Annotated in this window: 26 protein-coding genes; 15 read left to right on the top strand and 11 right to left on the bottom strand. The window is 57.6% G+C overall.

Annotated elements, in window-relative coordinates:
- Positions 1-4 precede the first annotated feature (4 nt).
- The 4 genes from BQ5462_RS01190 to BQ5462_RS01205 form a co-directional block, all read right to left on the bottom strand.
- Entirely contained in the window at positions 5-484 is a 480-nt protein-coding gene (locus BQ5462_RS01190; RefSeq protein ID WP_071141625.1) for an S-ribosylhomocysteine lyase, read from the bottom strand.
- A 251-nt stretch (positions 485-735) separates the two neighbouring features.
- Positions 736-1131, bottom strand: a complete 396-nt coding sequence (locus BQ5462_RS01195; protein WP_071141626.1) for a DUF190 domain-containing protein — start codon at positions 1129-1131, stop codon at positions 736-738.
- A 91-nt stretch (positions 1132-1222) separates the two neighbouring features.
- On the bottom strand, positions 1223-1999 hold the full coding sequence (locus BQ5462_RS01200) for a hypothetical protein (protein WP_071141627.1): 777 nt from the start codon (positions 1997-1999) through the stop codon (positions 1223-1225).
- Positions 1996-3492: a class I adenylate-forming enzyme family protein gene (locus tag BQ5462_RS01205; RefSeq protein ID WP_071141628.1), complete on the bottom strand. Its 1497-nt coding sequence runs from the start codon at positions 3490-3492 to the stop codon at positions 1996-1998. The genes BQ5462_RS01200 and BQ5462_RS01205 overlap by 4 nt, the downstream gene beginning before the upstream one ends.
- 74 nt (positions 3493-3566) lie before the next feature.
- Here BQ5462_RS01205 and BQ5462_RS01210 point away from each other — a divergent pair, with 74 nt between their 5' ends.
- On the top strand, positions 3567-3962 hold the full coding sequence (locus BQ5462_RS01210) for a thioesterase family protein (RefSeq protein ID WP_071141629.1): 396 nt from the start codon (positions 3567-3569) through the stop codon (positions 3960-3962).
- Positions 3963-3967: 5 nt separating this feature from the next.
- Here the strand turns inward: BQ5462_RS01210 and BQ5462_RS01215 are convergent, their stop codons facing one another.
- The 7 genes from BQ5462_RS01215 to BQ5462_RS01245 all read right to left on the bottom strand — a co-directional run bounded on the left by BQ5462_RS01215 (position 3968) and on the right by BQ5462_RS01245 (position 12425).
- A complete protein-coding gene (locus BQ5462_RS01215) occupies positions 3968-4786 on the bottom strand; it encodes a bifunctional 5,10-methylenetetrahydrofolate dehydrogenase/5,10-methenyltetrahydrofolate cyclohydrolase (RefSeq protein ID WP_071141630.1) in 819 nt (272 codons plus the stop codon).
- Positions 4787-4807: 21 nt separating this feature from the next.
- Positions 4808-6895 carry a penicillin-binding protein gene (locus BQ5462_RS01220; RefSeq protein ID WP_235819543.1) on the bottom strand — a complete coding sequence of 696 codons (2088 nt, stop codon included), beginning with the start codon at positions 6893-6895 and terminating at the stop codon, positions 4808-4810.
- Positions 6896-6897: 2 nt separating this feature from the next.
- Positions 6898-8082 carry an FtsW/RodA/SpoVE family cell cycle protein gene (locus BQ5462_RS01225; RefSeq protein WP_159429662.1) on the bottom strand — a complete coding sequence of 395 codons (1185 nt, stop codon included), beginning with the start codon at positions 8080-8082 and terminating at the stop codon, positions 6898-6900.
- Between the two features lie 30 nt (positions 8083-8112).
- On the bottom strand, positions 8113-8754 hold the full coding sequence (trmB, locus tag BQ5462_RS01230) for a tRNA (guanosine(46)-N7)-methyltransferase TrmB (protein WP_071141632.1): 642 nt from the start codon (positions 8752-8754) through the stop codon (positions 8113-8115).
- Between the two features lie 72 nt (positions 8755-8826).
- A complete protein-coding gene (locus BQ5462_RS01235; protein ID WP_071141633.1) occupies positions 8827-10743 on the bottom strand; it encodes a sigma-54-dependent Fis family transcriptional regulator in 1917 nt (638 codons plus the stop codon).
- 15 nt (positions 10744-10758) lie between these two features.
- Complete coding sequence (locus BQ5462_RS01240) at positions 10759-11457, bottom strand: C40 family peptidase (protein ID WP_076978280.1); 699 nt, start codon at positions 11455-11457, stop codon at positions 10759-10761.
- A gap of 59 nt (positions 11458-11516) precedes the next feature.
- Positions 11517-12425, bottom strand: coding sequence for a radical SAM protein (locus tag BQ5462_RS01245; protein ID WP_083378023.1), 909 nt, complete (start codon positions 12423-12425; stop codon positions 11517-11519).
- A 310-nt stretch (positions 12426-12735) separates the two neighbouring features.
- On the opposite strand from BQ5462_RS01245, the gene rsxC reads away from it, so the two are divergent.
- The 14 genes from rsxC to BQ5462_RS01315 all read left to right on the top strand — a co-directional run bounded on the left by rsxC (position 12736) and on the right by BQ5462_RS01315 (position 25401).
- Complete coding sequence (rsxC, locus tag BQ5462_RS01250; RefSeq protein ID WP_071141634.1) at positions 12736-14106, top strand: electron transport complex subunit RsxC; 1371 nt, start codon at positions 12736-12738, stop codon at positions 14104-14106.
- 26 nt (positions 14107-14132) lie between these two features.
- Positions 14133-15167, top strand: a complete 1035-nt coding sequence (locus BQ5462_RS01255; protein ID WP_071141635.1) for an RnfABCDGE type electron transport complex subunit D — start codon at positions 14133-14135, stop codon at positions 15165-15167.
- Positions 15164-15724, top strand: coding sequence for an RnfABCDGE type electron transport complex subunit G (locus BQ5462_RS01260; RefSeq protein WP_071141636.1), 561 nt, complete (start codon positions 15164-15166; stop codon positions 15722-15724). The genes BQ5462_RS01255 and BQ5462_RS01260 overlap by 4 nt, the downstream gene beginning before the upstream one ends.
- Before the next feature lie 14 nt (positions 15725-15738).
- Entirely contained in the window at positions 15739-16335 is a 597-nt protein-coding gene (locus BQ5462_RS01265; protein ID WP_071141758.1) for an RnfABCDGE type electron transport complex subunit E, read from the top strand.
- A complete protein-coding gene (locus tag BQ5462_RS01270) occupies positions 16328-16903 on the top strand; it encodes an electron transport complex protein RnfA (RefSeq protein WP_071141637.1) in 576 nt (191 codons plus the stop codon). Before BQ5462_RS01265 ends, BQ5462_RS01270 begins: the two co-directional genes overlap by 8 nt.
- A gap of 18 nt (positions 16904-16921) precedes the next feature.
- On the top strand, positions 16922-17839 hold the full coding sequence (locus BQ5462_RS01275; RefSeq protein WP_205407911.1) for an RnfABCDGE type electron transport complex subunit B: 918 nt from the start codon (positions 16922-16924) through the stop codon (positions 17837-17839).
- A gap of 11 nt (positions 17840-17850) precedes the next feature.
- Positions 17851-18849 (top strand): FAD:protein FMN transferase, encoded by a 999-nt coding sequence (locus tag BQ5462_RS01280; protein ID WP_071141638.1) that lies wholly within the window; start codon positions 17851-17853, stop codon positions 18847-18849.
- A gap of 13 nt (positions 18850-18862) precedes the next feature.
- Positions 18863-19240, top strand: a complete 378-nt coding sequence (locus tag BQ5462_RS01285) for a NusG domain II-containing protein (RefSeq protein WP_071141639.1) — start codon at positions 18863-18865, stop codon at positions 19238-19240.
- On the top strand, positions 19221-19742 hold the full coding sequence (locus tag BQ5462_RS01290; RefSeq protein ID WP_235819532.1) for a Gx transporter family protein: 522 nt from the start codon (positions 19221-19223) through the stop codon (positions 19740-19742). The genes BQ5462_RS01285 and BQ5462_RS01290 overlap by 20 nt, the downstream gene beginning before the upstream one ends.
- A 13-nt stretch (positions 19743-19755) precedes the next feature.
- On the top strand, positions 19756-20403 hold the full coding sequence (locus BQ5462_RS01295) for a uracil-DNA glycosylase (protein WP_071141641.1): 648 nt from the start codon (positions 19756-19758) through the stop codon (positions 20401-20403).
- Between the two features lie 103 nt (positions 20404-20506).
- Complete coding sequence (gene amrA / locus BQ5462_RS01300) at positions 20507-21904, top strand: AmmeMemoRadiSam system protein A (RefSeq protein WP_071141760.1); 1398 nt, start codon at positions 20507-20509, stop codon at positions 21902-21904.
- On the top strand, positions 21901-22740 hold the full coding sequence (gene amrS / locus BQ5462_RS01305) for an AmmeMemoRadiSam system radical SAM enzyme (protein ID WP_071141642.1): 840 nt from the start codon (positions 21901-21903) through the stop codon (positions 22738-22740). The genes amrA and amrS overlap by 4 nt, the downstream gene beginning before the upstream one ends.
- 584 nt (positions 22741-23324) lie before the next feature.
- The gene (locus tag BQ5462_RS01310; protein ID WP_071141643.1) at positions 23325-23999 is read left to right on the top strand and encodes a response regulator transcription factor; all 675 of its coding nucleotides are present in this window, start codon (positions 23325-23327) and stop codon (positions 23997-23999) included.
- A complete protein-coding gene (locus tag BQ5462_RS01315) occupies positions 23983-25401 on the top strand; it encodes a HAMP domain-containing sensor histidine kinase (RefSeq protein ID WP_071141644.1) in 1419 nt (472 codons plus the stop codon). Before BQ5462_RS01310 ends, BQ5462_RS01315 begins: the two co-directional genes overlap by 17 nt.
- Positions 25402-25605 lie beyond the last annotated feature (204 nt).

Consider the following 25605-nt stretch of genomic DNA (forward strand, 5'->3'; position numbering starts at 1 on the left):
AATATCATTCCACGATCTTCCGCTCATAGGGATCGCTGCTGATCCCTTTGGCCAGGATTTCCTTGGCCCATTCCTGGGCGCAGAACAGAGAATGATCCTTGTAGTTGCCACATTCCTTCTTCTTCGTCCCCGGCACCTGCTCCCAGGTGGTCTTGGTCACCAGTTCCAGGGCTTCCTTCAGGGCCCGGGCCACTTCCTCGGCGGAATGGGTCCCCCAGCACAGCAGATGGAATCCGGTGCGGCAGCCGAAGGGGGAGCAATCCAGGTACCCTTTGATCCGGGGGCGCAGATACAGGGCCAGCAAATGTTCCAGGGTATGCATGCCGGCCGTGGGGATTTCCTGCACATTGGGCTGGGCCAGGCGGATATCATAATTGGACACGATGTCCCCGTGTTCCCCGGTTTCCTGAGAGATCAGCCGCACATAGGGAGCTTTCACTTTCGTATGATCCAGCGTAAAACTTTCAATGATGACTTTTTCCATGCGTCCATTCCTCCTACTATAAGTCTCTAGTCTCGAGTCACTAGTCTCTAGCCAATGGAAAGGACCCGTCCTTGACGGACGGATCCTTTTGATGCTGTAAAACCAGTATAACACGAAGTCATTTGTTTGTGTGATAAAACCAAAGGAGCTATGAAAAATTTCACAGCTCCTTTTATTTGCCAGCGGCAGCTGGCCTCCATCAGCTAGTGACTAGTGACCAGTGACTGGCTGTGAAAGCAAGTTTCACAGCCCTACACTTCTTCGGCCGGATTGTCCCGGCTGGCAATCCGTTTTTTGTATTCTTCCCTCACGAAGTTGGTTTCCAGCATCTGGATGTCCTCCACCGTTGCCACCCCGTGACGCAGGTTCTCCTCCAGGAACGGGTACAGCAGTTCCACCTGTTCCTTCTTGTCGATGATGGTGATGATCACCGGCAGATTGATGGCTTCCGATACACTGATGAACAGACGCCGTTCCTTGCCCCGTACCCGGCTCCCATACCCCTGGGTTCCCCGCAGCATGGTGCAGCCGGCAATCTTATACTTGCCGCATAGATCGAAGATTGCCTTGTAAAACGGTTTGTCCTTGTAGAAGAAGTCCTCCCCTACATAGATGGTCAGTTTGGTCAAGCTTAAGAATTCAGCCATTTGCTGTCCCTCCCGTCAGGTGAAAATTTTCAATTTCTTCACTATTATTGTAACATAAATTCATCTTTTGCGTAATAGAGAGAAAAAATGATCAGTTCTCCAGCTCCGCCTCTTTCTGCCGCTGCAGCCGTTTCCGCTTGCGGTAGTAGGCGTTCCCCACGCCACCCAGCACCAGGATCACCATGAGCCAGCCGGCGGCTTTCACCGGATTCAGATACGTTACGGTGGCATCCATGGGCGTCTTTTCCCCAAGGGGCAGTTTCCAGGTCAATATCTTCCGGTCATCGCTGATGCTGGTGGCGTTGGTATCATCCACCGCAGTAGGCAGCACCAGGGTGAACTGCAGATCGAACTGCTTCATCACGTTCCGCAGCAGGGCCTGGGCGTCCTTGTCCTTCAGTTCTCCCTTAGGCTCCATATTGATGCCCGTATGGACGCTGATGGTGTCGAACAGCAGCCCTCCATCCAGCCGCACCACCGGATCCCGCTTCTCTTTGGACACTTGCGGGTCCCGGGTCTTCTGCCCGGGTTTTCCCTGATCGGCGGCGGCCTGGGCGGCCTGCTGCCAGGTGCGGATGTCGAAGGTCTTCAGCACCTTGGAATCCCTGATATCCTTCAGCTGGTTATAATGCTTCCGGGCCACAAATCCTTCATACTGGCCCTTTTTGGTGTCTTCGATGGCGTACCCATCTTCTTTGAAATCCTTTGAGAAAGCGTCCACTGTGGGTTTCAGCACGGGAGCTGAAACCAGTTCACAGGTCAGATCCGCGGCACCCAGTCGGGTGATTTCCAGGGTGATGTGCCCCCTGGCACAGCCGCTGAGCAGCGTGGTCAGGACCAGGCACAGAAGGAGTACAAATTTTTTCATAAAGCCCTCCCGGCAGTTTTGTCTTTTTCCAATATCTTCAGGGTCTGTTTCCGCAATTCATTTTTCAGCAGCTTGCCCAGATGGTTCCGGGGCAGCCTGTCTGTCTGGAAGTATTTCTTCGGCACCTTGAAGGCGGCAATCTGTTTCAGCAGGGTCCTGCGCAGCGCCCGGAAATCCAGGTCAGCTCCCTGCCGCGGCACCACCCAGGCAGCCACGGCCTGACCCCGCAGGGGATCCGGAACGCCGATGACCGCAGCTTCTTCCACACCCGGGTATTCCTGGATGGCTTCCTCCACCTCCCTGGGATAGATGTTCTCCCCGCTGGAAATGATCATATCCTTCAGCCGATCCACCAGGAACAGGTACCCGTCCTCATCGAAGTACCCCACATCCTCTGTGTGGAACCAGCCGCCCCGAAAGGCTTCCTTCGTGGCTTCCGGCAGGTTCAGGTACCCCAGCATCACATTGGAGCCCCGGACCCCGATCTCACCCTTTTCCCCAGGTGGCAATACCTTTCCCTCCGGGTCCAGGATGGCGACTTCCACCCCCCGGATGGGCAGGCCGATGGATCCGAACCGGGTGTGCCCCGGCTGGTTGAAGCTCACCACCGGCGAGGTTTCAGACAGGCCATAGCCGTCCAGCAGCGGCCGATGGCACCAGGCGGTGAACCGTTGGCCCAGGTTCTCGCCCAAACTGGCTCCGCCGCTGATAAAGAGCCGTACGCTTTCCAGTTCCCCCAGGTCGGCGCCGTCCACCAGAAGCTCCATCACCGCCGGAACCCCCACGAACACGGTGACTTTTTGGGCCTGGACCAGCCGCAGGGCCGCTTTGAAGTTGTAGGTGGTCTGGATGATGATGGGACTTCCCAGGAGCAGAGAGCTGGTGACACATACGGTCCAGCCGTAGCAGTGGTACATGGGCAGCAGGCACAGCACCCGGTCCTCACACCGCTGTCCCACGGCCTCCACATAGGCCCGGGCATTGGTGATCAGGTTCCGGTGGCTGAGCATGGCCCCTTTGGGCCGGCCGGTGGTACCGGAGGTATAGATGATGGTGCAGTTGTCCGTCTCCTTCCGCGCTCCCTGCTGCAGAGGCTGATCCACCGGGGCATCCAGGTCCTCATACAGGAACTGCTGCACCCCGGAGAGTCCCTGCTCCGCCAGGGCTTCCGTCAGATCCAGGGGCTCCCGGGTGAGCAGAAAGCGGATCCCTGCGTCCTTCAGGATGTAGGTCACTTCCCGGGGCGCCAGTTGGAAGTTCAGAGGGACGATGACGCCTCCAGCCCGGATTACTGCCAGATAGGCAGCGACGAACCCACTGCAGTTACGGCTGAGCAGCCCCACCCGCTCTCCGGGCATAAGGCCCCGTGCCTGGAGGAATCGGGCCCAGTGGTCCACCCGTGCTTCCAGTTCCCCATAGGTCACCGGCCCTTGGGCATCCACCAGAGCCAGCTGCTCCGGTGCCTTCCCCTTGATCAACTCATCATAAAACATGCTGCCTCCTTGCCTTTCCAGACGAAAACGAGTAAGATGGAATTGATAAAATCCTATAGAAAGAAGTGGATCTCATGAAAGAATTTCGTATCGGCGCCGTGGGCGAAGCCACGGAAACTGTACTCCATACCAACACGGCTGCAGCCATGGGAAGCGGCTCCCTGGATGTATATGCCACCCCGGCCATGCTGGCCCTGATGGAAAAAGCGGCCTGCAACATCGTGAATCCCTGCCTGGATGATGAAACCACCAGCGTGGGCATCGGCGTGAACCTGTCCCACGATGCGGCCACTGCCGTAGGCAAGACCGTTACCGCCAAAGCCGTCCTGGTGGGCGTGGATGGCCGGAAGCTGACCTTCAAGATCACCGTTTCCGACAACTACGGCACCATCGGCCAGGCCACCCATGAACGGTTCCTGGTGAACAAAGCCAAGTTCCTGGGCAAGCTGGCCGCCAAGGACAAAAAATAACAGCCTCAGAAGCTGCGGGTAAGGGTCTCCATGACCATGAGATTGCTCACCACGCCTACACCGCCGGGAACAGGGGTATAGGCCGAAGCTTTCGCCTGTTTGGCCGCTTCGGGCACATCTCCCACCAGTTTCCCCTCTACAGAGTTGATTCCCACATCGATCACCACAGCGCCTTCTTTGATCATGTCTTCTGTGATCAGTCCGGGTTTTCCCACAGCGCTGATGATCACATCTGCCTGCCGGGTAATGGCAGGCAGATTTTTTGTGCGTGAACGGCAGACGGTCACCGTGGCATACCGTCCCATGAGCATCAGGGTGAGGGGCCGCCCCACCACTTCTCCGTACCCTACCATGGCTACGTTGCTGCCTTCCAGGGGAACGTCGTAGTGGTCCAGGATGGCCATGCAGGCCCGGGGCGTACAGGGTCCCCAGGGGGTGATTCCCAGGTACAGCCGGCCGCTGTTCATGGGATGCACACAGTCCATGTCCTTTTCCGGGTCCAGCTGCTGGATCAGGTCCAGCTTGCTGATGTGCCGGGGCAGGGGCATCAGAGGCAGGATACCGGTGATGGCCGGATCTTCGCTCAATTCCCGCAGCCGGATTTCCGCCTCTTCCTGGGTGGTTGCCTCCGGCAGTTCCACATCCCGGGTCTTCACCCCCAGGCTGGCTGCCGTCTTCAGAAGGCTTCGTTTGTACACCTTCGCCGCCGGATTGTCCCCCACCAGAAAGGTGGCCAGGGTCAGGTCCCGGCCAGCAAATTTCTCCTTCAGCTGCTGGCGGATGGCATCTGCCACCGGTTTGCCATAAAGAATCGTCTGTTCCATGCTGCTTTCCTTCCTCCGCCTTTAGCGGAAATACACTGTGACGGTATCGCCTTCATGCAGCACCGTTCCCGGTGCCGGGCTCTGTTTCCAGCTGGTACCGCTGCCCACGGGGATCAGCTGCAGGCCGGCGCCACCCAGGGCCGCAGCCACGTTCCGGATGGAATGGCCCGCCAGATTGGGCAGTTTCACTGCACCGTTGCCGTCCGCCTCCAGGGCTGCCAGAGGTGCGGCTTCCCGGGCTGTCTTGGCCAGCAGGGATTCCACCGTAGGCAGACCCTCCCAGCTGCTGGGCTCGATGCCTTCCGCCACCAGGATCTGCTGCAGGGTATCCCGGAAAATCGGTGCGGACACCTGGGACCCGTAGAAGGCCCCCTTGGGGGAATCCAGCATGATGATCATGGCGTATTTCGGCGCATCGCTGGGCACAAATCCCACAAACGAGGCGATATACACCCCGGGGATATACCCGCCCTTGGGGGAGAGCTTTTCAGCGGTGCCGGTCTTGCCGGCAATCTTGTAGCCCTTGATCTGGGCCGTCTTGCCACCGCCCTCGGAAACCACCTTTTCCATCATGGTGCGCATTTCCTCAGCCACTTCGGGGGTGATCACCTGCTGGTCCACCTGGGTCCTGTTTTCTTTCACCACATTGCCATCCGGGTCGGTGACCTTGGCCACGATGTACGGCCGCACCAGTTTGCCCCCGTTGGCGATGGCACTGATGGCCCGGATCATCTGCAGGGGAGTCACGGCGATGCCCTGTCCGATACCCATGGTGGCCACATCGGACGGCACCATATCCTTGGGATCGTACAGGATGCCCTCTTCTTCCCCGGGCACATCCGTGCCGGTCTTGCTGCCGAAGCCGAACTGCCTGGCGTATGCAGTCTCCCGTTCGCCTCCCAGCTTCAACCCCAGGGCAGCCATACCGGTGTTCAGGGAGAATTTGATCACGTCCGTATAGGTCACATGGCCCATCCCCTTGCCGTCCCAGTTGCGGATCCGCCGTCCCCCCACATCGATGGATCCCTGGTCATCAAAAGGCGTGGTGGGGGTGATGATCCCTTCCATCAGGGCGGCGGAACCCATGATGGGCTTGAATACGGACCCGGGTTCGTAGACGATGCTCACGCCCCGGTTCAGAAATGCCCCCTGAGGTGCCTGGGAAAAATGGTTGGGATCGAAGGTGGGCCGGCTGGCCATGCCCAGGATCTCTCCGGTGTTGGGGTCCATGAGGATGGCTGCCGCACTGGCCGCATGGGTCTTGGCGATGGCATCGTCCAGGCTCTTTTCCAGGATGAACTGCATCCGGGCGTCCAGGGTCAGCTGCACCGTATCCATCCGCCGGGCCTGGACCTGGTTCATGGCACTCTGGCCCACCAGATGACCCTTGGCATCAAAGAAGCTGCGTTTCTTCTGATCCTGGCCCCGCAGGTACTCGTCCATGGCAGCCTCGATGCCTTCCAGTCCCTTGCCGTCATCTCCCACGAAGCCCAGCACCTGAGCCGCCAGTTTGTCTTTCGTATAATAGCGTTTGCTTTCTTCCTGGAAATGGAAGCCACTGAGTTTCTGGTCCTTCAATACCTTTTCCACTTCATCAGCCACATGGGGATCCAGCTGCCGTTTTACCCAGGCGAACCGCCGGTCCGGCTCAGTGAATCTCTCATACAGCGCATCGGCCTTCATGTCCAGGATGGGGGCCAGCTGATCGGCAGCCACCCGTTTCGGGTCCCGGCTGGGCATCTGGCCCAGGGGCCACCGTTCCGGATCGTCCACCAGTTCCTGGGGATCCACATACAGGGATTTGCTGATGATGCTCACGGCCAGTTCCTCCCCGTTCCGGTCCACAATGCTGCCCCGGGGGGAGATCTCCGTATGTTCACCCATGATCTGGGCATTGGCGGCCTCACTGTAATAGCCGCCCCGGACAATCTGCTTCCAGAACAGCATGACCACTACGATACCCGCTACGGCGGCCACCAGTTTGCCGATGACGATGGCTCGGCCCTTGCCCTGGAGCAGCAGATCCTGATGGACGGGGTCCAGCTTCAGCACCCGGGGATCGGCTGCCGTCATGTTCTTCTTGTTCTTTTTTTTCAGGAACCAGGGCATTTTCACGGCCGCCACCTCCTGGCTGCAGGCACTCCGGGACGGGATGCCGCCGGTTTCTCTGCCGGTATCTCCCTGGAACGCCGATGTTTTTTGTGCTCGTCCTTATAGACGGACAGCACCAGACCGATGGCCCCCATTGTCATGATCAGAGACGTACCCCCGTAACTGATGAAGGACAGGGGTACCCCGATGATGGGCAGCACCCCGCAGACCATGGCCATGTTGGCGAAGGCCTGGCCCACCACCAGGAAGTTCACACCGCTGACCAGCAGGAAGCCTTTCCGGTCCTGGGTCCGCTGTCCGATGTGGTACAGCACCACACCCAGGAGCAGGAACACCAGGATCAGGAAGACTGCTCCCAAAAAGCCCCATTCCTGGCAGTAGTTGGCGAAGGCAAAATCCGTATGGGCTTCCGGCAGGTAGAAGAACTTTCCCGTACCCATGCCGAAAGGCTCGCCGAAGAACCGGCCGCTGCCAATGGCGTTAAAAGACTGGATGGCCTGATAGCCCTTGCCCTGGGGATCCTGTTCCGGATGGAGCCAGAACAGGATCCGGTTCAGCCGGTAGGGGGCCTGGATGACAGCCGCAGCCGCACCCACGAACGCAACCCCCAGCAGGCTCCAGAATTCCTTCATGGGCAGACCGGCCAGGATGTACAGGATGATCATCAGCGTCATGATGATGGCTGCCGTACCCATATCGGGCTGGATCAGGACCAGGAACGACAGAAAGGCCGTTTCCCAGAAGGCCATGCCCGTATCCCGGCGGAGCAGGTGGGGCCGTTTCCCCTGTTCCATGAGCTGCCCCAGGTAATGGGACCCCAGCAGGATCACCGCCAGCTTCACGAATTCGGAGGGCTGAAAGGAAATGGGTCCCAGGATGACCCAGCGCTGGGCCCCCTTGGTGGCCCGGCCGAAGATGTCCACGGCGATCAGGGTACCGGTGAGCAGCACGCAGAAGATCTGATCATACTTGAACAGCCAGTGATAATCCACCTTCTTTTCGATGCCGAACATGACAAGGAGTCCGACCAGGCTGAAAATGCCATAGCGAAGGAGATAATGGTAGCCGTTGCCGAACATGTCGGCCGCCGCCACATAACTGGCACTGAACACGTTCACCGCCCCCAGCACCAGCAGGAAGAACACCAGGCTCAGCAGCGCATCCCTGGCGTTGTCCCAGAACATGATCCGTTTTCCCATAACTTGCCTCGGTCCCTAGAACTGCACTTCGCAGAAATTGATGTTCTTGCCCCGGGCGCTGAACTTCTGCTCGTATTCCGTCTGGGCCTCATTCAGGATGTCCGTGTGGTGGAGGTCCGTAGTCAGGGCCAGGATCTTCAGGCCGAACTCCTTGAATTCCTCCACGGAGAATGCAAACAGGTCATCATTATCGGTCTTGAAGCGTAAATGTCCACCCGGTTTCAGGATTTTTTTATACTCTGCCAGGAAGGTCCGGTAGGTCAGCCGCCGTTTGGCATGCCGGGCCTTGGGCCAGGGATCGCTGAAATTCAAGAAAATCTGATCCACTTCCCCGGGTTCGAACCACTCCAGCAGATGGGCCGCATCGGCGTGGATGATCCGGGCATTGGGAATTTCGGCCTCTCGCAGCTTCTTCACGGCGTAATAGCACACTTCCCGCTGGGTCTCCATGCCCAGATAGCCGATTTCAGGATGGAGCTGGCTCATGGCAGCCAGGAACTGGCCTTTGCCGCAGCCGATTTCCAGATGCACCGGCCGGCCCCCCAGCACCTGATCCGACCAGTGCCCCCTATACTGCTCCAGGTCGTCCTCCAGCAGTTCCTTTCCCCGATAGTCTTCCAGTGCCTGGGGGATCCAGGGTTTCTTTCGTAAACGCATATTGGTTCTCCTATTTTCACAGATGGGGCTGTCGCAAGGCGACAGCCCCTTTATGGTTTCCTGTTCTATGACTCATTCGTCTTTCTTTGCTTTTTTCGCCCTGGCACCCTTCTTTTCCGGCCCCAGGTTGAATTTCTTCAGGTATCTGTACAGAGTCACCCGGCTCACATCCAGCATGATGGCCAGTTTGCTGATATTGCCCCCGGCCTGTTTCCAGGCGGCCACGAAGGCGTCCTTGTCATGCTTCCAGGATTTCTCGATCCGGTGTTCTCCCGGCAGTTTGATATGGCTGGCTTCGATGACGCTGCCGGATGTATGGAAGAAGGCCTGCTCGATGACGCCCTGCAGCTGTTTGATGTTGCCAGGCCACTGGCAGCTGTTCAGCATGTGCAGGGCTTCCGGCGACAGGGTCTTGCCGGGCATGTTGTGCCGGGCGGCCATTTCCGTCAGGATGTGGTTGGCGATCACTTCCACGTCTTCCACCCGTTCCCGCAGCGGCGGAACCCGGATCACCGTACCGATGACCAGTTCGTACAGGCTCCGGGAGAACAGCCCTTTGTCCGTAAGCCGCTTCAAGTTGGAGTCACAGGCGGCGATCACCCGTACGTTGAATTTCCGGCGGGTACCGGTTTCCCGGTTCAGCACCCCGTTGCGCAGGGCATCCGCCAGCACATCTTCCAGACGGGTGGGGAATTTTTCGATTTCATCCAGGAACAGGGTCCCGCCGTTGGCCAGTTCCAGGGCCCCGGCGGTCACATGGCCGGCGCCGTCGTCGCTGCCGAAGAATTCCGCTTCCAGTTCCGCCTCCGAGCCTTCGTGGCCCCGTACGGTGATCAGAGGAGCTGCCGCCCGGGGACTGGCCTGGTGGATGCCATGGGCCAGCCGCTGTTTGCCGGTACCCGGTTCACCCTGGAGCAACAGATTGTTGTCGCCCCGGGCAACCCGGGCCGCCTTATGCTGCAGGGCCAGGAACTCGCTGGAATTCCCCACCATGCTGTACAGGCTGTACCGGGAACTGTATCCGGTGGCATGGGCGATGGTGGTCTTCAGGTCCTCGATGGACATGGTGATGATCACCACGCTGTCCACCTTGCCTCCGGCCTTCACCGGCAGTACGCTGGTCACATCTTCATAGGTCCGGTCCTGGGTGATCCAGGTGATTTCCTTGCGCAGGGTGCTCTTGCCGGACAAGCCTTTCTGGATGGGGATGTGCTCATAGTTCAGGAACACCTCATCCAGCCGTTGGCTGCCTTCCAGCCGTTTCCGGCCGTTGGTGTTGGCATAGCGCAGGCTGCCGTCCTGGTTCACCCAGTACACGGAAGCCGGGATTTCCTCGGAAATCAGGCCGCACACCTTCCAGTACGCCAGCATGGTCAGGAAGTTCTCCACCGAATACTTCATGGTCATGAGCAGGCTCAGCAGGATGTCATAGGGCAGGTTCTCCTGGTCCAGGGAAAACAGGGACAGGATGTACCGGCTCTGGCCTGCCACGTTGATGGGGGCCGAGCAGGCATCCCCGGAATGGCTGTCCCGGATCCACATTTCCGGCCCGAACATCAGGAACGGCACATTGTGGGCCCGTGCCACACAAATGCTGGAGGTACCCACGTCCTCCTCCAGGACCCGCATGCCCTGGATATCCTCGATGCTCCGCTGGAAGAAGGGCAGGGCGTAGTTCTTCAGCACATAGCCTTCCTCATCCACCAGCAGCATGCTCAGGTTGTGGGAGTTGAAGTACTGTTTGTTCTGTTCGAACAGACCGTCCACATACTTCACCACATCCTCGTTCCGTTCCAGGGCCTTCTGCAGGTCCTGGGGGCTCAGACGCACCCCATGGGCCGGCATGGTCTCGTGGTTCAGTTTTCTCGCTTCACACCGGCGCCAGGACTCAGCCACCCACGGATGGACATTGGGATCGATGATTCCCTCATCGATGAATTTATTGTAATAGCTGGTCAGCTTTTCCTTATTGCGTCGTTCCCTAATCATTGGTTTCCCCCCTGCTTATTTATACCTTTTGTGCGCCGGGACCAGGACCCGTTTGGCACCGTAGTATCTTGTTCTCCAGTATTCGTCGGACAGGCTGCACAGCCGCACCCCTGCCGAAGAGGTGGCGTTCCAGAACAGCCCGTCGCCTGCATAGATTCCCACATGGGAAGCCCCGGGTTCGTAGGTGGAGAAGAACACCAGATCCCCCGGTTTCAGCTGCCGCTGGGTCACGAACAGTCCCTTCTCATACTGCAGGTCTGCCGTACGGGGCAGCGTTGCCTTATGCTGACGGAATACATACTGCACATACCCGGAACAGTCGAAGGCCCGGGGTGTGGTACCACCGAAGCTGTAGGGCACCCCCTTGTACCGGGAAGCCGTACGGACCACGTCCTCCCCCCGGATCCCATGGATGCCCTCCTTTTCAAAAGCGGCTTCCTGGATCCGGAAATAGGTGGTATCATCCACCTTCCCGGTGGAGGGCAGCCTGTGGCTCCGCTGGAACGCCCGCACCTGGGTCTCCAGGTCCTTCGTATATTTCCCGGTGGTAGGTGTTTTCATGCCAATGGCATTCAGTTTGATCTGTACCGTCTTCACCTTCCACCCATGATCCCCCACCTTCAGGGGTGCGGTCTTATGGGCGGCGGCCCCTGCAGAAAGGGGCAGGGCCAGCAAACTCAGGAACAGTGCCAGTACCACATTGTGCAGTTTCATTTTTTATGCCTCTTTTCTTCCACGGCAATCCTTGCGGATTTATTAAAAATGATACACTCTCAATACTCCATATTAGTATAAACTTCCCAATCCGTCAATTTGGAAAGTTTGCCGATGGACACCTCCAGTTCCTGGATCAGGCGTTCTTTGTCCTGGGGCAGGGTCCCCGCCAGGGGCACATAATTGGAAATGTGGTTGCTTCGGAACAGGGTATGGCGCCCGGGTTCAATGTCCACATGCTCCAGCATGCGTTTTGCTTCCTGGGCCAGGCCCGCCGGCGACAGCAGTTCGAATTCTCCTGCCTCGAACTGGCGCAGCATTTCGGTGCCTTTGTACAGCCGCAGGGTCAGCACGCTGAGCATATTGGGCTGGATGGCCGTCACGGCTTTCCCCGTGTTGATGGCATGGCGTTCGCTGTCCGCCTTGCCGCCCAGTCCGGCAATCACCATCATGGACAGCTTCATGCCGCAGCGGACCACCTTCTGTCCGGCAGCAATGGCTTCCTGGGCGGACACTCCCTTTTTGATCCGATGCAGCAGGGCATCGTCCCCGGTCTCCAGTCCGAAATACAGCATCTTCAGACCGGCTTCCCGCAGCTGCACCATCTCCTCGTCGCTTTTGCGCAGGATATCCCGCGGACCTGCATAGGAGGTGACCCGCTGCAGGTTGGGGAACGTCTGGTAGAGTACCACCAGCAGCTTCAGCAGCTTGCTGGTGGGCAGCACCAGGGCATCCCCGTCCGCCAGGAAGATCCGCTTCACCTGGTTCCGGGCATACCGGGCCGCCAGGGCGATCTGCCGGGAGATTTCCTCATCGGGACACACGGAGAACTGCACATCCTTATACATGGCGCAGAACGTGCAGGTATTGTGGGCACAGCCACGGGTCACCCGCAGGATGAAACTGTTGGCTTCGCTGGGCGGCCGGAACACCGGCGTATCATAATCATCAAAATACAGACCGAACATCGTACATTCCTCCAGAAATCAACAACTGCCTTCCTTATATATACACGTGTTTAAAGACAGTATTTTCATAAGATTCTTCTAATTCATTTAGTTGAACAAAGTTCCACTGGTCACGTTCATTATTATAAACTATTTTACAATATTGTGCATGTTTTTTTGTAAACTTTTTGAGAAGAAAATTTCCAAAAAATTTTCATTTAGATTCCATGCCCTTTCCCAAACTGTATCCGTTCAACCCCTTGTTTTTTGTAATTTTACAATATATAATTTTTACTTGAAGTTGACACATGAAAGGTTAGAGGTGAACTGAATGTCTGCACAAGAAGCAAGTTTCATGGGTGGTGTTGAAGTACCGCCCAGCAAGTCCTTGACCGACAAAGTGGCTATCGAAAGATGCCCGGCCCCGGACATGGTGTACATTCCTCTCTCCCAGCACATTGGTGCTCCGGCAAAACCGGTGGTCAAACCGGGAGACAAAGTCACAATGGGACAGGTGATTGGGGAAGCCGGCGGCTTCGTCAGCACCAACATCCACTCCAGTGTGAGCGGCATGGTGATGAAGCTGGAGAGCCGTTACATGCCCAACGGCATGATTTCCCAATGTGTGGTCATCAAAAACGATGGCCAGGACACCCCCTGCGAGGACATGCAGCCCCGCAAGGAAGAAGACATCACGCCGGATCTGATCCGTCAGGTACTGCGTGACAGAGGCATCGCCGGTATGGGTGGTGCTACGTTCCCCACGGCAGTGAAGTATGCGCCTGTAAAGGAAGGCCATCGTCCCATCGATACCGTCCTGCTGAACGGCATCGAATGCGAACCCTTCGTTACGGCCGACCATCGCACGCTGCTGGAATACTCGGATGAGATCATCCAGGGCCTGAAGTATTTCATGCTGGCCTCCGGTGCCTCCAAGGGGATCATCGGCATCGAGGACAACAAACCCGATGCCATCGAACTGATGCAGAAGAAAGTGGCTTCTGAAGCCAACATCGAAGTCTGCGTCTGCAAAGAAAAATATCCTCAGGGTTCTGAAAAACACCTGATCTACGCCGCTACCGGCCGCACCGTCCCGGATCGGGGCCTGCCTGCCGATGTGGGCGTCATCGTGGACAACGTGGGTACGGCGGTTGCCGCCTGCCGCGCTGTGAAAAACAATGTTCCCCTGTATGAACGTGTCGTAACCATCAGCGGTGACGGCGTGAAGAAACCCGGGAACTACATCGTCCGTCTGGGTACCCTGTACAGCGACGCCGTGGAAAAAGCCGCCGGCGGCCTGGAAGGCGATCTCGGCAAGATCATTTCCGGCGGGATGATGATGGGCTTTGCCGTCAACTCCCTGGATTACCCCATTACCAAGGGTTCCAGCGGCCTGCTGATCTTCAACTCCAAATCTCCTTTCGCCCAATATGTGGAACCGGATCCCTGCGTGCACTGCGCCCGCTGCGTGGATGCCTGCCCCATGAGACTGGAACCCACCGAAATCGTCCAGGCTGTCAAGAAACAGAACTGGGATGAAGCCGAACGGTTCTTCTGTCATGCCTGCATCGAATGCGGTTCCTGTGCTTTCGTATGCCCTGCCCACATTCCTCTGGTGCAGTACATCCGGATGGGCAAGCAATTTATCAAAGGGAAAGGTGACGGCGGTCATAACCCCTTCTATAAATTCGATAAGAAATAATATCGCGAAAGGACTGGATATTGATTATGGAACCTATTAAAGAACCGAAACCGCTGGTTCTCGTTTCCTCGTCTCCCCACATGCACTGTGGGCTCACCATCAGCAAGTCCATGCGGGAAGTTATGCTGGCACTGGTACCTGCTGTCCTGGCATCTTTTTACTATTTCCGTTTTGACGCAGCCCGTGTCATCGTGTGCTGCATGGTTTCTGCCATTATCTTTGAAAAGCTGGCCAACAAGGTCATGGGCGTAAAGAAGGACACCGTAAAAGACGGTTCCGCGGCTCTGACCGGTCTGCTGCTGGCCCTGTGCCTGCCCGCCTCCCTGCCCAGCTACATGGCTGTCCTGGGCGGCATGTTTGCCGTGGTCATCGGCAAAGCCGTATTCGGCGGCCTGGGCAAGAACATCTTCAACCCGGCCCACATCGGCCGTGCCATCCTGCTGGCTTCTTTCCCCCAGCAGATGACCACCTGGGTCATCCCGGCCACCAAGGCGGCTGCTGTAACGGCTGCCACCGCAGGGGCTGACGCCACCACCGCCGCCACTCCGCTGGCTGTGATGCGTATGACCGAAAAAGTCTGGGCAGCCGGCGGTGCCGCTGCTTCCCAGCTGCCTCCCCTGTCCGATCTGTTCATGGGGAATGTGGGCGGTTCTCTGGGTGAAACCTGCGTACCGGCCCTGGTCATCGGCGGCCTGTACCTGATCTACAAGAAACTGATCGACTGGCGCATCCCTGTGTTCTATCTGGCCACGGTAGCCGTGATCACCGGCATCTACGGGGCTGTGAACGGGTATCCCTCCACGTTCCCGCTGTACCATCTGTTCGCCGGCGGCCTGATGATCGGTGCCTTCTTCATGGCAACCGACTGGGTCACCTCTCCGATCACGAAAAAAGGCAAGATCATTTACGCCATCGGCCTGGGCCTGCTGACCTCCCTGATCCGGCTGCGGGGCAGCTATACGGAAGGTGTCTGCTACTCCATCCTGATGATGAACATGGTCACTCCCATGATTGACCGGTTCGTACGGAATGTATCCTTCGGAGGAGGTCAAAAGAAATGAGCAACCTCTTTGTTAAGTATACCGGCATCCTGGCCGTCATCTGCGGCGTCAGCGTAGGTCTGGTGGCTGCAGCCAACGAAGGCACCAAGGATACCATCGCGAAAAAACATGAAGCGGACACTCGTGCCGCTTATAAAGTCGTCCTGCCCGACCTGGGCAATCTGAAGAAACTGCCGGCTCCCGGCGGCCTGATCACCGATGTGCAGGAATCTTCCAAGAACGGCAAACCCAACGGGTACATTTACACCGTGACCCCCAGCGGTTACGGCGGCAAGCTCACCCTCATGGTGGGGATCTCCAAAGACGGCAACAAAATCACCGGCATCAAGGTCATGAACCACAGTGAAACTCCTGGCCTGGGCGCCAAGAGCACCGAACCTGCATGGCAGGCCCAGTTCAAGGGCAAACCTCTGAAAGATGCACTGGTAGTCACGAAGCAGGAAGCTTCCAAGCCCAATGAAATCAAGGCCATCACTGCTGCTACCATCACTTCCAGAGCTGTCGTCACCGGCGTGAACGCTGCCCGGGATGACTACATGAAGAATCATGCCAATTGAAAGGACTGATCGAGATGCTGCATGAGTTGACCAAAGGTATCATCAAGGAAAACCCGTTGTTCGTTCAGCTGCTGGGTGTATGTCCGTCGCTGGCAACGTCTACTTCCCTGACCAACGCAATCGGTATGGGCTGTGCCTTTACCTTCGTTCTGTTTTTCACCAACATGATCATTGCCGCCATCCGGAAACTGATTCCGGATCAGATCCACATTCCCTGCTACATCGTAGTTATCGCTTCCGTGGTAACCGTGCTGGAAATGCTGATGAACGCTTTCGTACCGGCGCTGTACGCAGCCCTGGGCGTATTCGTTCCTCTGATCGTTGTTAACTGTATCGTACTGGGCCGTGCAGAAGCTTTCGCCTGCGACCACGGTATCATCGATTCTGCCCTGGATGCCATCGGCATGGGCATCGGTTATACGTTCGCCCTGTTCTGCATCGCCTTCTTCCGTGAACTGATCGGTTCCGGCAAACTGTTCGACCACGTGGTCATGCCTGCCGCCTATCAGCCTGTATTGATCTTCATCCTGCCGGCCGGCGCATTCCTGACCATGGGCTTTGTGTTCGCCGCTGTGAACTACTTCAAAGAAAGAGGTGCTCATAATGCATAGTACTTTTGGCATTCTCTTCAGTTCCATTTTCGTCACCAACATCATTTTGTCCCGGTTCCTGGGGATGTGCTCCTTCCTGGGGGTTTCCAAGAACTTCAAGAACTCCGTCGGTATGAGCGCCGCCGTGTCCTTCGTCATGCTGCTGGCCTCCATGCTGTCCTACGCCTGCTATCATCTGCTCCTGGTGCCTTATCACCTGGAATACCTGAAGACCCTGGTCTTCATCCTGGCCATCGCCACCCTGGTACAGCTGGTTGAAATGTTCATGAAAAAGGCCATGCCCTCCCTGCACAAGGCCATGGGTATCTACCTGCCTCTGATCACCACCAACTGCGCCATCCTGGGTATCGCTCTGATCAACGTGGAAAGCAATTACAACTTCCTGGATTCCTGCGTGAACTCCATCGGTACGTCCATCGGTTATACCATGGCCATCCTGCTGTTCTCCTGCATCCGTGAACGTCTGGACGAAAACGCTCTGCCCAAATGCCTGCGGAACCTGCCGATCGCTTTGATCACTGCCAGCTGCATGTCCATTTCCATGATGGGGATGAGCGGCATCCATTGAGTTAGGAGCTGAAAAACTATGATTACAACTGCTGCGATCCTGGTCGCCGTACTGGGCGGTGTATTCGGCCTGGTACTGGCTACGGCCAGCAAGAAATTTGCCGTTGAAGAAGATCCCCGTATCGGGGAAATCACCAACCTGCTGCCCGGCGCCAACTGCGGCGGGTGCGGGTATGCCGGCTGCGGCGCCCTGGCTGATGCCATCGTTTCCGGTAAGGAAAAGGATGCCACCAGATGCGTGGTCGCCAACCCCGACGCCAAGAAGGCCATTGCTGCTGTGATGGGTGTGGAAACCGATGACAACGCTGACGCTGTCCGCATCATCCCCCGCCTGCACTGCAATGGCTGCACCGCCAACCGGACCCCTGTGGCTGACCGGGAAGGCATCCACAACTGCTATGTAAAGGCTGCCACCGCCGGCGGCCCCGGCCAGTGCAACTTCGGCTGCTTTGGCGACGGTGCCTGCGTGGACGCCTGCAACTTCGGCGCCCTGAAGATCGGCAAAAACGGTCTGCCTGAATTCGACTACAACAAGTGCGTGGGCTGCGGTGCCTGCTCCAAGGCCTGCCCGCAGCTGCTGATCGAAATGCTGCCTGCCAACGAAAAAGTCCTGGTACAGTGCAACAACCGGGAAAAAGGCAAGGCTGCCATGACCAACTGCAAGGTATCCTGCATCAGCTGCGGCATGTGCGTACGGAACTGCCCGCAGAAATGCATCACCCTGGAAGATACCCCCAACGGCAGCATCCCCGTCATCGACTACACCAAGTGCGATGGCTGCGGCATCTGCGTACAGAAATGCCCGCGGAAGTGCCTGGTTGACATCGTTCCTGTGGAAGGGTCTCCGGACGCTCCCAAGAAGGCAGAACCCACCGGCTGCGCCTGCTGCGCCATGGCCGATCAATGTCCTTCCGCCCAGGCCCAGAAACAGGCCTGATAAGGAGATCCATGAAAAAACTATTAGCATCGCTTCTGGTTTTCAGCAGCCTGACTTGTGCAGGCTGCTTTTTTCAACCGGAAAAACAGGAAGATACCCGGTTCATGATGGATACCATTGTGACCATCACCACCACCGGAAACAGCAAAAAAGATCTGACGGACGCCACCAACGACGCCATGAGCCTGTTCCAGACCATTGCCACCCAGACGGACCCCTATGCGGAGCAGGGACCGGAAGACCTGTACGCCATCAACCAGGCAGCAGGCCGGGGACCCCACAAGGCCTCCCCCTACCTGATGGACATCCTGAGCCAGGTGCAGCCCCTGCAGGACCGTAACCTGGACCTGACCCTGGGCCCGGTGATCCAGGTGTGGAACCGGCATAAGGAAGACAAAACCGTGCCCGCAAAGGCAGAAATCGCCCAGGCACTGGCCAAATGCGGTCCGGAGAAGTATACTTTAGACGTAGCCGGGAACACGGTGACCCTGGCCCCCGGTGCCCAGCTGGATCTGGGAGCCGTGGCCAAGGGCTATGCCGTGGAGCAGGCTGCTGAGCTGCTGCGCCGGGACAAACGGGTGAAAACGGCCCTCATCAACGCCGGTGGAAACATCAAAGTGCTGGGCAGCAAGGAAGACGGTTCCCCCTGGAAGATCGGCGTGCAGGATCCCCGGAACCCCCAGAAGGTGCTGGGTACCCTGGCCGTGAAAGACGGGACGGCCATTGCCACCAGCGGCGACTACCAGCGGTATTATGAGGTGGACGGAAAACGGTACCACCACATCCTGGATCCCCGGACCGGCTGGCCGGCCTGGAATGCCCGTTCTGTCACCGTAGTGACCCATTCCGCCTTCTGGGCGGACTACTACTCCACCCTGCTGTTCGTACTGCCCTGGCAGAAAGCCATGGACCTGGTGGAGCAGAATCCCGATCTGGAAATGCTGTATGTGGAGGAAGACGGCACCGTCCACCTGTCCTCCGGCCTGAAAACCATCTATACCCCTGAATAAAAGGAGATTCCGTATGCGCAAGAATGATTTCTGGCTGATCCTGGTCCTTGTGATCCTGGCCCTCGGCAGCACCTTTTTCTTCCGGTCCAACACCTCCGCCAAGGATAAAGTCCTGGTGGTGAAACAGGACCAGCAGGTGATTCAGCGGATCGAACTGAAGAAGATCACCGCCGAGACCAAGCTGATCGTCCCGGTGGCGGATGGGGAACTCACCGTCCTGTACGACAGGGACGGCGCCCGGGTCACCTCTTCACCCTGCCCGGATAAAGTCTGCATCCACCAGGGCAAGATCACCCGGAGCGGCCAGACCATTGCCTGCGTACCGGAAAAAGTCCTGGTCACCATCACCACTGCTGCAAAGGAGAATGATCATGATGCCATCCTCCGGTAACCTCACCATCCACGACCTGACCCAGCTGGGGGTGCTGCTGGCTGCCGCCATCGCCCTGCGGCTGGCGGAAACCAGTCTGGCCTGGCTGCTGCCCCTGCCCGGAGCCCATCTGGGCCTGGCCAACACCGTGACCATCATCGTGCTGTACCTGTACGGGGTGCAGAAAGGTGCGCTGTTCCTGGCGGCCCGGCTGCTGCTCACCGGGCTGCTGTTCACCGGGCTCCTGACCCCGGGCTTTCTCATCGGCCTGGGCGGCGCTGTGCTCAGTTTCATCGGCATGGCCCTGGCTGTGAAATACCAGTGGTTCTCCACCGTTGGCGTGGGGCTTTTGGGAGCCTTCCTCCACAACTGTGGCCAGATCCTCATTGCCGTAGGGATCATGATGACACCGGCCCTGTTCTCCTACCTGCCCGTGCTGATTGCCATCGGCATCCCCACCGGCCTGTTCACCGGCTTTCTGGCCGGATTTTTCCTGGACAGGCTGAAAAAAGAGAAACCCTAAGGAGGCCTCATCCGTGGAATCTGCAGATTCGTTCGATACCCTGAAAAAACAGCTGGAAGACTGCACCGCCTGCCCTCTGCGGGGCGACTGTCAGGCCCCGGTAGGCTGGTTCGGCAGCCTGGAAAGCCCTCTCATGATTGTAGGCGAAGGCCCCGGCGGCGTGGAGGATGACTACGGCTGTCCTCTGATCGGCCCCAGCGGCCAGCTGCTGGACAAGGCCCTGTGGTCCGTAAGGATCACCCGGGATCGGGTGTATACCACCAATGTGATCAAATGCCGACCCAAAGGCAACCGCACCCCCACGGTGGAGGAAGGTGCCTTCTGTGCCAGACGCTGGCTGGATCAGGAAATCCGGCTGCTGCAGCCCAAAGTGATCCTGGGGCTGGGCAGCGTAGCCCTGCGGTATTTCCGGGGGCCGGATGCCCGCATCACCCGGGAACGGGGCCAGTGGTACACGACCACGGAAGGCATCCCCTTCCTGGCCACCTTCCATCCCTCCTACCTGCTGCGCCTCAGCGGCCAGGCCCAGATTGCCGCCAAATGGGAGGTATTCCACGACCTGGAGGCCGTCAAGGCCAAAGTGGAGGCCGCCGTCCCGGGCTACAACTGGAACAGCGGGGCGCCGGTGCATCTGTTTGAGCTGTTCCGGAAACGGAACTGAAAAAGAGCCTGCGGCAAATTTTTACCTGTAACGTATGACGGGGTGTGAATGATTTCACACCCCGATTTTTATGCTACAATGGGAGAAAAGAGAGGTGTTTGCCATGACCATTCTTGCATCTTTTGCCGTACCCCATCCCCCCATCATCCTGCCGGAAATCGGGCGGGGTGAAGAAAAGAAGATCCAGAAGACTATCGACGCCTACGATACAGTCATGAAGGCGGCCGCGGATCTCAATCCCGATACCCTGGTGATTACCAGCCCCCATGCGGAGCTGTACCTGGATTATTTCCACATCGCCCCCGGCTCCCGTGGCCGGGGCAGTTTCGCCCAGTTCCGGGCACCCCAGGTGGAAATCGCCGTGGACTACGACACCACCCTGGCTTCCCTGATCGCCGATGATGCCCAAAAAGCCGGTATCCCGGCCGGGTTCGAAGGGGAACGGAATCCGGAACTGGATCATGCCACCATGATCCCCCTGTACTTTTTCCGCAAATACAAGCCCCTGGACCAGGTGAAGGTGGTCCGCATCGGCCTGTCCGGTTTTCCGGCGGACGTACACTACAAACTGGGCCAGTGCATCCGCCGGGCCGTGGACCAGCTGGGCCGCCGGGTGGTGTTCATCGCCAGCGGGGATCTCTCCCACAAACTGCTGCCGGAAGGTCCCTACGGCGCAGTGCCCGAAGGTCCGGTATTCGACAGGGCCTGTACAGAATGCCTGGAAAAAAGCGACTTCCTGCGCCTGCTGACCCTGGATGACTCCCTGTGCACCCGGGCCGCCGAATGCGGCCTGCGTTCCTTCTGGATCATGACCGGAGCCTGGGACGAGGTGGCCCTGAAGTCCCGCCTGCTGTCCTATGAAGGCCCCTTCGGCGTGGGCTACGGGGTGGCCTCCTTCTATCCGGAAGGGCCGGATCCCAGCCGCCAGTTCCTGCTGCCCCTGCTCCAGTACCAGAAAAAGCAGAAGGAAGAACGGATCGCCCACGAGGATCCTTATGTGAAACTGGCCCGGCTGTCCGTGGAAACCTTCGTAAAGACCGGGGAACCGGCCCGGCTTCCCGCCCAGCTGCCGGATGAAATGCGGACCACCCGGGCCGGTGCCTTCGTGTCCCTCCACCTCCACGGCCAGCTGCGGGGCTGTATCGGCACCATCAGTCCGGTGCGCTCCTGTGTGGCGGAAGAGATCCTGCAGAACGGCATCTCTGCTGCCACCCGCGATCCCCGGTTTCCCCCGGTACAGCCCTGGGAACTGTCCGACCTGGAATACAATGTGGACGTGCTGGGCAAGCCCGAGCCGGTGGCCGATGCCGGCCAGCTGGACCCAAAGAAGTACGGTGTCATCGTGAAAAGTGCCTGTGATGAACGGAAAGGCCTCCTGCTGCCCGATCTGGACGGGGTGGATACAACGGCTGAGCAGATCAGCATCGCCCGTCAGAAAGGCAATATCGGCGCCAGAGAGCCCGTTGAACTGTACCGGTTCCAGGTGGTGAGACACAAATGACCCAGGAGGCCAAACGCACCTGTACCCTGTGTCCCCACCACTGTACCCTGGCGCCGGGGGCTGTGGGGTTCTGCCGGGCCCGGGAGAACGCGGAGGGAACAATCATAGACCGGAATTACGGTCTCCTTACCTCCCTGGCGCTGGACCCCATCGAAAAGAAACCCCTGCGCCGGTTCCATCCGGGCAGCCTGATCCTGTCCGTGGGCAGCTTCGGCTGCAACCTGCGCTGTCCGTTCTGCCAGAATGCCTCCATCTCCCAGGCAGGCCCGGAGACCGCCCGGCTGAAAGTACTGCCCCGGCAGCTGCTGCAGCTGGCCCTGGAATACAGGGAAAAAGCCGGGAACATCGGGGTGGCCTTCACCTACAACGAGCCCCTGACAGGGTACGAATATGTGCGGGACTGCTGCCGCCTGCTGAAAGAAAATGATCTTTCCACCGTCCTGGTCACCAACGGCATGATCGATTCCCGGGCCTGGCAGGAGCTGCTGCCCCTGATCGACGCCGCCAACATCGACCTGAAGGGGTTCACACCGGCGTTCTACCACTGGCTCCAGGGAGACCTGGAAACCGTAAAAACGAACATCAAACTGGCAGTGGAAGCCGGCTGTCACGTGGAGGTGACCACCCTGGTCATCCCCGGCAAAAACGACAGTGTGGACGAAATGGAGCAGGAAGCCGCCTGGCTGGCCGGCATATCCCCGGACCTGCCCCTGCACCTGTCCCGGTACTTCCCCCGCTGGCAGCTAAGCACCCCCGCCACCCCGGTGCCCACGGTGTACCATTTGGCCAGGGTGGCCCGGAAATGGCTGAAACACGTGTATGAGGGAAATTGCTGAACGCATACAAAAACAGCGATAGAGTTGCGCTTCTCTATCGCTGTTTTTGCTTGAAGGTTGACAATAAAAATGGTTCGGGTTGGAGAAACCTGAGGAGTGGTGGTTCCTCCAAATGAGAGGGAGTGGAATGTCCAGGGGCACACAACCTGTCATTCCTATGACAATGATTTCAGAAGATCCCGGAGGACCTTCCAAAAACGACAATAAGTAAGGGGAGTGGTATGGGTTAGTTTTTGCTAACCCATACCTTGAAAAAAATAAAGACAATGCGGTTAGTCTTTACTTACAGGAGTGATTCTAGCATATTGTTAGGAAATATGCAAGCTTTTTTCAAAAAAACTTGAAAAAGGTTTGAATCATTTTTTCTCTCCCCAACCAGAATTGTACCACTTATCCCCTAAAAATCAAGGTATTATGCGGATTTATCTGTTCTTTTTCCATATATAGTTTAGGCTAACTTATTTCATTAAAATTTGCCTATGACAAATTCTATATCCTGTTGTATCCGACTCTTTCACCCCCATTTCATTTTTCTCCTTTATCCTATAAAATGAAAGAAACTGGATTCACAGGAGGTTACGCATATGAAAATCCTTGTTGCAGAAGATGAACCCACGTTAAATAAGATCATTGCCAAGCGGCTGAAAATCGAGACCTATTCGGTGGACAGTGCCTTCAACGGCAAAGAAGCCCTGGAATATCTGAATGCCGCCGAATATGACCTGCTGATCGTGGATATCATGATGCCCGAGATGGATGGCCTGACGCTGGTAAAGACCATCCGGCAACAGGGCTCCCAGGTGCCCGTCCTGTTTTTGACCGCACTGGACAGCACCCAGGACAAAGTCACCGGTCTGGACAGCGGCGGTGACGATTATCTGGTGAAGCCCTTTGAATTTGACGAGCTGCTGGCCCGTATCCGCAGCCTGCTCCGGCGCAGCAATCCCCAGCAGACCGCCAGCACCCAGCTTTCCCTGGCTGATCTGACCCTGGATACCCGGACCCATACTGTAACCCGGGCCGGCAAGGAAATCGCCCTGACCCCCAAAGAATTCTCCGTGCTGGATTACCTGCTGCGGAACCAGGGCACCGTCCTTTCCCGGGAACAGATCCTGGAGCATGCCTGGGATTTTTCCTATGAAGGGTATTCCAACATGGTGGATGTGTACATCAAGACCCTGCGAAAAAAGATCGACAGGGATTTTACGCCCAAGCTGCTGCACACCGTAAGAGGAGCGGGCTATGTGCTCAAAGTGTAAAAAGGTGCCGGAATTTTTCCGGCAGCTGGGACGGAACCTGTGGCACCGGCTGAACACCCTGCCCGTATCCGCCCGGGTGACCCTGTGGTACACCCTGTTCCTGACTCTCATCCTGGTACTGTTCACCGGGGTGCTGCTGAATATGGGTGAGGACTATGAGCGGCGAACCTCCGGACGTACCCTGATCAAAGCCGTGGAAAAAGCCTCTGACCGGTATGAAAAGAAAGAGGGGAAATTCAAAGCCTTCGACAACAATGTCTACCTGTCCCTGCGGGATCATACCGGGAAGCTGCTCAAAGGAGCAGAACCTGAGGGTGCCCCGGAACTGCCCATCAACTTCAACAAAGGTCCCCAGCAGGTGATCATCCAGGGAGAAAGCTATCATTACATCGATCATCCTCTGCCTCCCGATCAGAAGGATTTCCGACCGGAGATGGGCAAATGGCCACCCTTTGTACGGGGGTACCTGCCAGACAGGGCTTACACCCAGCATTACCGTGTGCTTCTCCTCACCGCGCTCATCACCCTGCCGCTTTTCCTGCTCCTGGTCACCCTGGGCGGCTATAAGATCATCAAACGGAGTTTTGCTCCGGTCCAGGCCATCAGCCAGGCGGCACGGGCCATTGGGGAAACAGGGGATCTGAGCCAGCGTATCCCCCTGGATGACAGCCAGGATGAAATCCATCAGATGGGCCGTACCTTCAACTGGATGCTGGAACAGCTCGAAAACCTGCTGGAACGGGAAAAACGTTTTACCTCGGACGTATCCCATGAGCTGCGCACCCCCACGGCCGTGATCATGAGCGAAAGTGAATTCGGAAAGGACTATACGGACAACATCGACGAAGCAAAGGAGGAATTCCGGCACATCTTCCTGCAATCCCGCCGCATGAGCCGGCTGATCAACCAGCTGCTGGAGCTGTCCCGGCTGGGCAACCGGAAGCATCTGGAACTGCAGCCGGTAAAACTGTCCCGGCTGGTCCTGGAAACCCTCCAGGATTACCAGAAGCTGCCCCAGGCCCAGGAACTGCAGTGGCATGCCCAGGTGGAACCTGACCAGGTGGTCCTGGGAGACGATCAGCTGATCCATCGGATTCTGGGCAATTACCTGGACAATGCCCTGAAATTCACCCGGACCCGGATCACGGTGACCCTGGCCCGGCAAGATGGGTGCATTGCCCTGGCCGTGGAGGATGATGGACCGGGGATTCCCGAGGAGGATCAGGAAAAGATCTGGGACCGGCTGTACCAGTCAGATCCCTCCCGGAACAAAAAACAGAATATGGGACTGGGGCTGGGTCTTTCCTTTGTGGCTGCCGCGGCCAAGCTGATGCAAGCCAAAGCCACGGTGGAAAGCAAAGAAGGAAAGGGCAGCACGTTCGGGCTGGTTTTTAAGGCATGAAAAAAGGAGTTGTGATTTCTCACAACTCCTTTTTGATCAGCAATCAATTGTCCTTCCCTGCGACGGCTGTGACGAATAGGAACAGCCTAGTCCTGCGGGAAAGGGAAGGGGGACACAAATAGAAGCCCGCTTCTTTCACCAAACCCTCATTTTTAGTTCATTTCCCTTTCATCTCCCCCCGTTATACTGAAACCATCAAAACGA

This window comes from Acidaminococcus timonensis, assembly GCF_900106585.1.
Classification (GTDB): domain Bacteria; phylum Bacillota; class Negativicutes; order Acidaminococcales; family Acidaminococcaceae; genus Acidaminococcus; species Acidaminococcus timonensis.

Coding starts and splice junctions, on each gene's coding strand:
- BQ5462_RS01265 (WP_071141758.1), top strand. CDS start 15,739: ATGCTGCATGAGTTGACCAAAGGTATCATCAAGGAAAACCCGTTGTTC.
- BQ5462_RS01205 (WP_071141628.1), bottom strand. CDS start 3,492: ATGTTTTATGATGAGTTGATCAAGGGGAAGGCACCGGAGCAGCTGGCT.
- BQ5462_RS01285 (WP_071141639.1), top strand. CDS start 18,863: ATGCGCAAGAATGATTTCTGGCTGATCCTGGTCCTTGTGATCCTGGCC.
- BQ5462_RS01255 (WP_071141635.1), top strand. CDS start 14,133: ATGGAACCTATTAAAGAACCGAAACCGCTGGTTCTCGTTTCCTCGTCT.
- BQ5462_RS01225 (WP_159429662.1), bottom strand. CDS start 8,082: ATGTTCTGGGACAACGCCAGGGATGCGCTGCTGAGCCTGGTGTTCTTC.
- BQ5462_RS01240 (WP_076978280.1), bottom strand. CDS start 11,457: ATGAAACTGCACAATGTGGTACTGGCACTGTTCCTGAGTTTGCTGGCC.
- BQ5462_RS01270 (WP_071141637.1), top strand. CDS start 16,328: ATGCATAGTACTTTTGGCATTCTCTTCAGTTCCATTTTCGTCACCAAC.
- BQ5462_RS01245 (WP_083378023.1), bottom strand. CDS start 12,425: ATGTTCGGTCTGTATTTTGATGATTATGATACGCCGGTGTTCCGGCCG.
- rsxC (WP_071141634.1), top strand. CDS start 12,736: ATGTCTGCACAAGAAGCAAGTTTCATGGGTGGTGTTGAAGTACCGCCC.
- BQ5462_RS01200 (WP_071141627.1), bottom strand. CDS start 1,999: ATGAAAAAATTTGTACTCCTTCTGTGCCTGGTCCTGACCACGCTGCTC.
- BQ5462_RS01190 (WP_071141625.1), bottom strand. CDS start 484: ATGGAAAAAGTCATCATTGAAAGTTTTACGCTGGATCATACGAAAGTG.
- BQ5462_RS01310 (WP_071141643.1), top strand. CDS start 23,325: ATGAAAATCCTTGTTGCAGAAGATGAACCCACGTTAAATAAGATCATT.
- BQ5462_RS01280 (WP_071141638.1), top strand. CDS start 17,851: ATGAAAAAACTATTAGCATCGCTTCTGGTTTTCAGCAGCCTGACTTGT.
- BQ5462_RS01275 (WP_205407911.1), top strand. CDS start 16,922: ATGATTACAACTGCTGCGATCCTGGTCGCCGTACTGGGCGGTGTATTC.
- BQ5462_RS01235 (WP_071141633.1), bottom strand. CDS start 10,743: ATGATTAGGGAACGACGCAATAAGGAAAAGCTGACCAGCTATTACAAT.
- BQ5462_RS01315 (WP_071141644.1), top strand. CDS start 23,983: ATGTGCTCAAAGTGTAAAAAGGTGCCGGAATTTTTCCGGCAGCTGGGA.
- amrS (WP_071141642.1), top strand. CDS start 21,901: ATGACCCAGGAGGCCAAACGCACCTGTACCCTGTGTCCCCACCACTGT.
- BQ5462_RS01220 (WP_235819543.1), bottom strand. CDS start 6,895: ATGCCCTGGTTCCTGAAAAAAAAGAACAAGAAGAACATGACGGCAGCC.
- BQ5462_RS01210 (WP_071141629.1), top strand. CDS start 3,567: ATGAAAGAATTTCGTATCGGCGCCGTGGGCGAAGCCACGGAAACTGTA.
- amrA (WP_071141760.1), top strand. CDS start 20,507: ATGACCATTCTTGCATCTTTTGCCGTACCCCATCCCCCCATCATCCTG.
- trmB (WP_071141632.1), bottom strand. CDS start 8,754: ATGCGTTTACGAAAGAAACCCTGGATCCCCCAGGCACTGGAAGACTAT.
- BQ5462_RS01215 (WP_071141630.1), bottom strand. CDS start 4,786: ATGGAACAGACGATTCTTTATGGCAAACCGGTGGCAGATGCCATCCGC.
- BQ5462_RS01260 (WP_071141636.1), top strand. CDS start 15,164: ATGAGCAACCTCTTTGTTAAGTATACCGGCATCCTGGCCGTCATCTGC.
- BQ5462_RS01195 (WP_071141626.1), bottom strand. CDS start 1,131: ATGGCTGAATTCTTAAGCTTGACCAAACTGACCATCTATGTAGGGGAG.
- BQ5462_RS01290 (WP_235819532.1), top strand. CDS start 19,221: ATGATGCCATCCTCCGGTAACCTCACCATCCACGACCTGACCCAGCTG.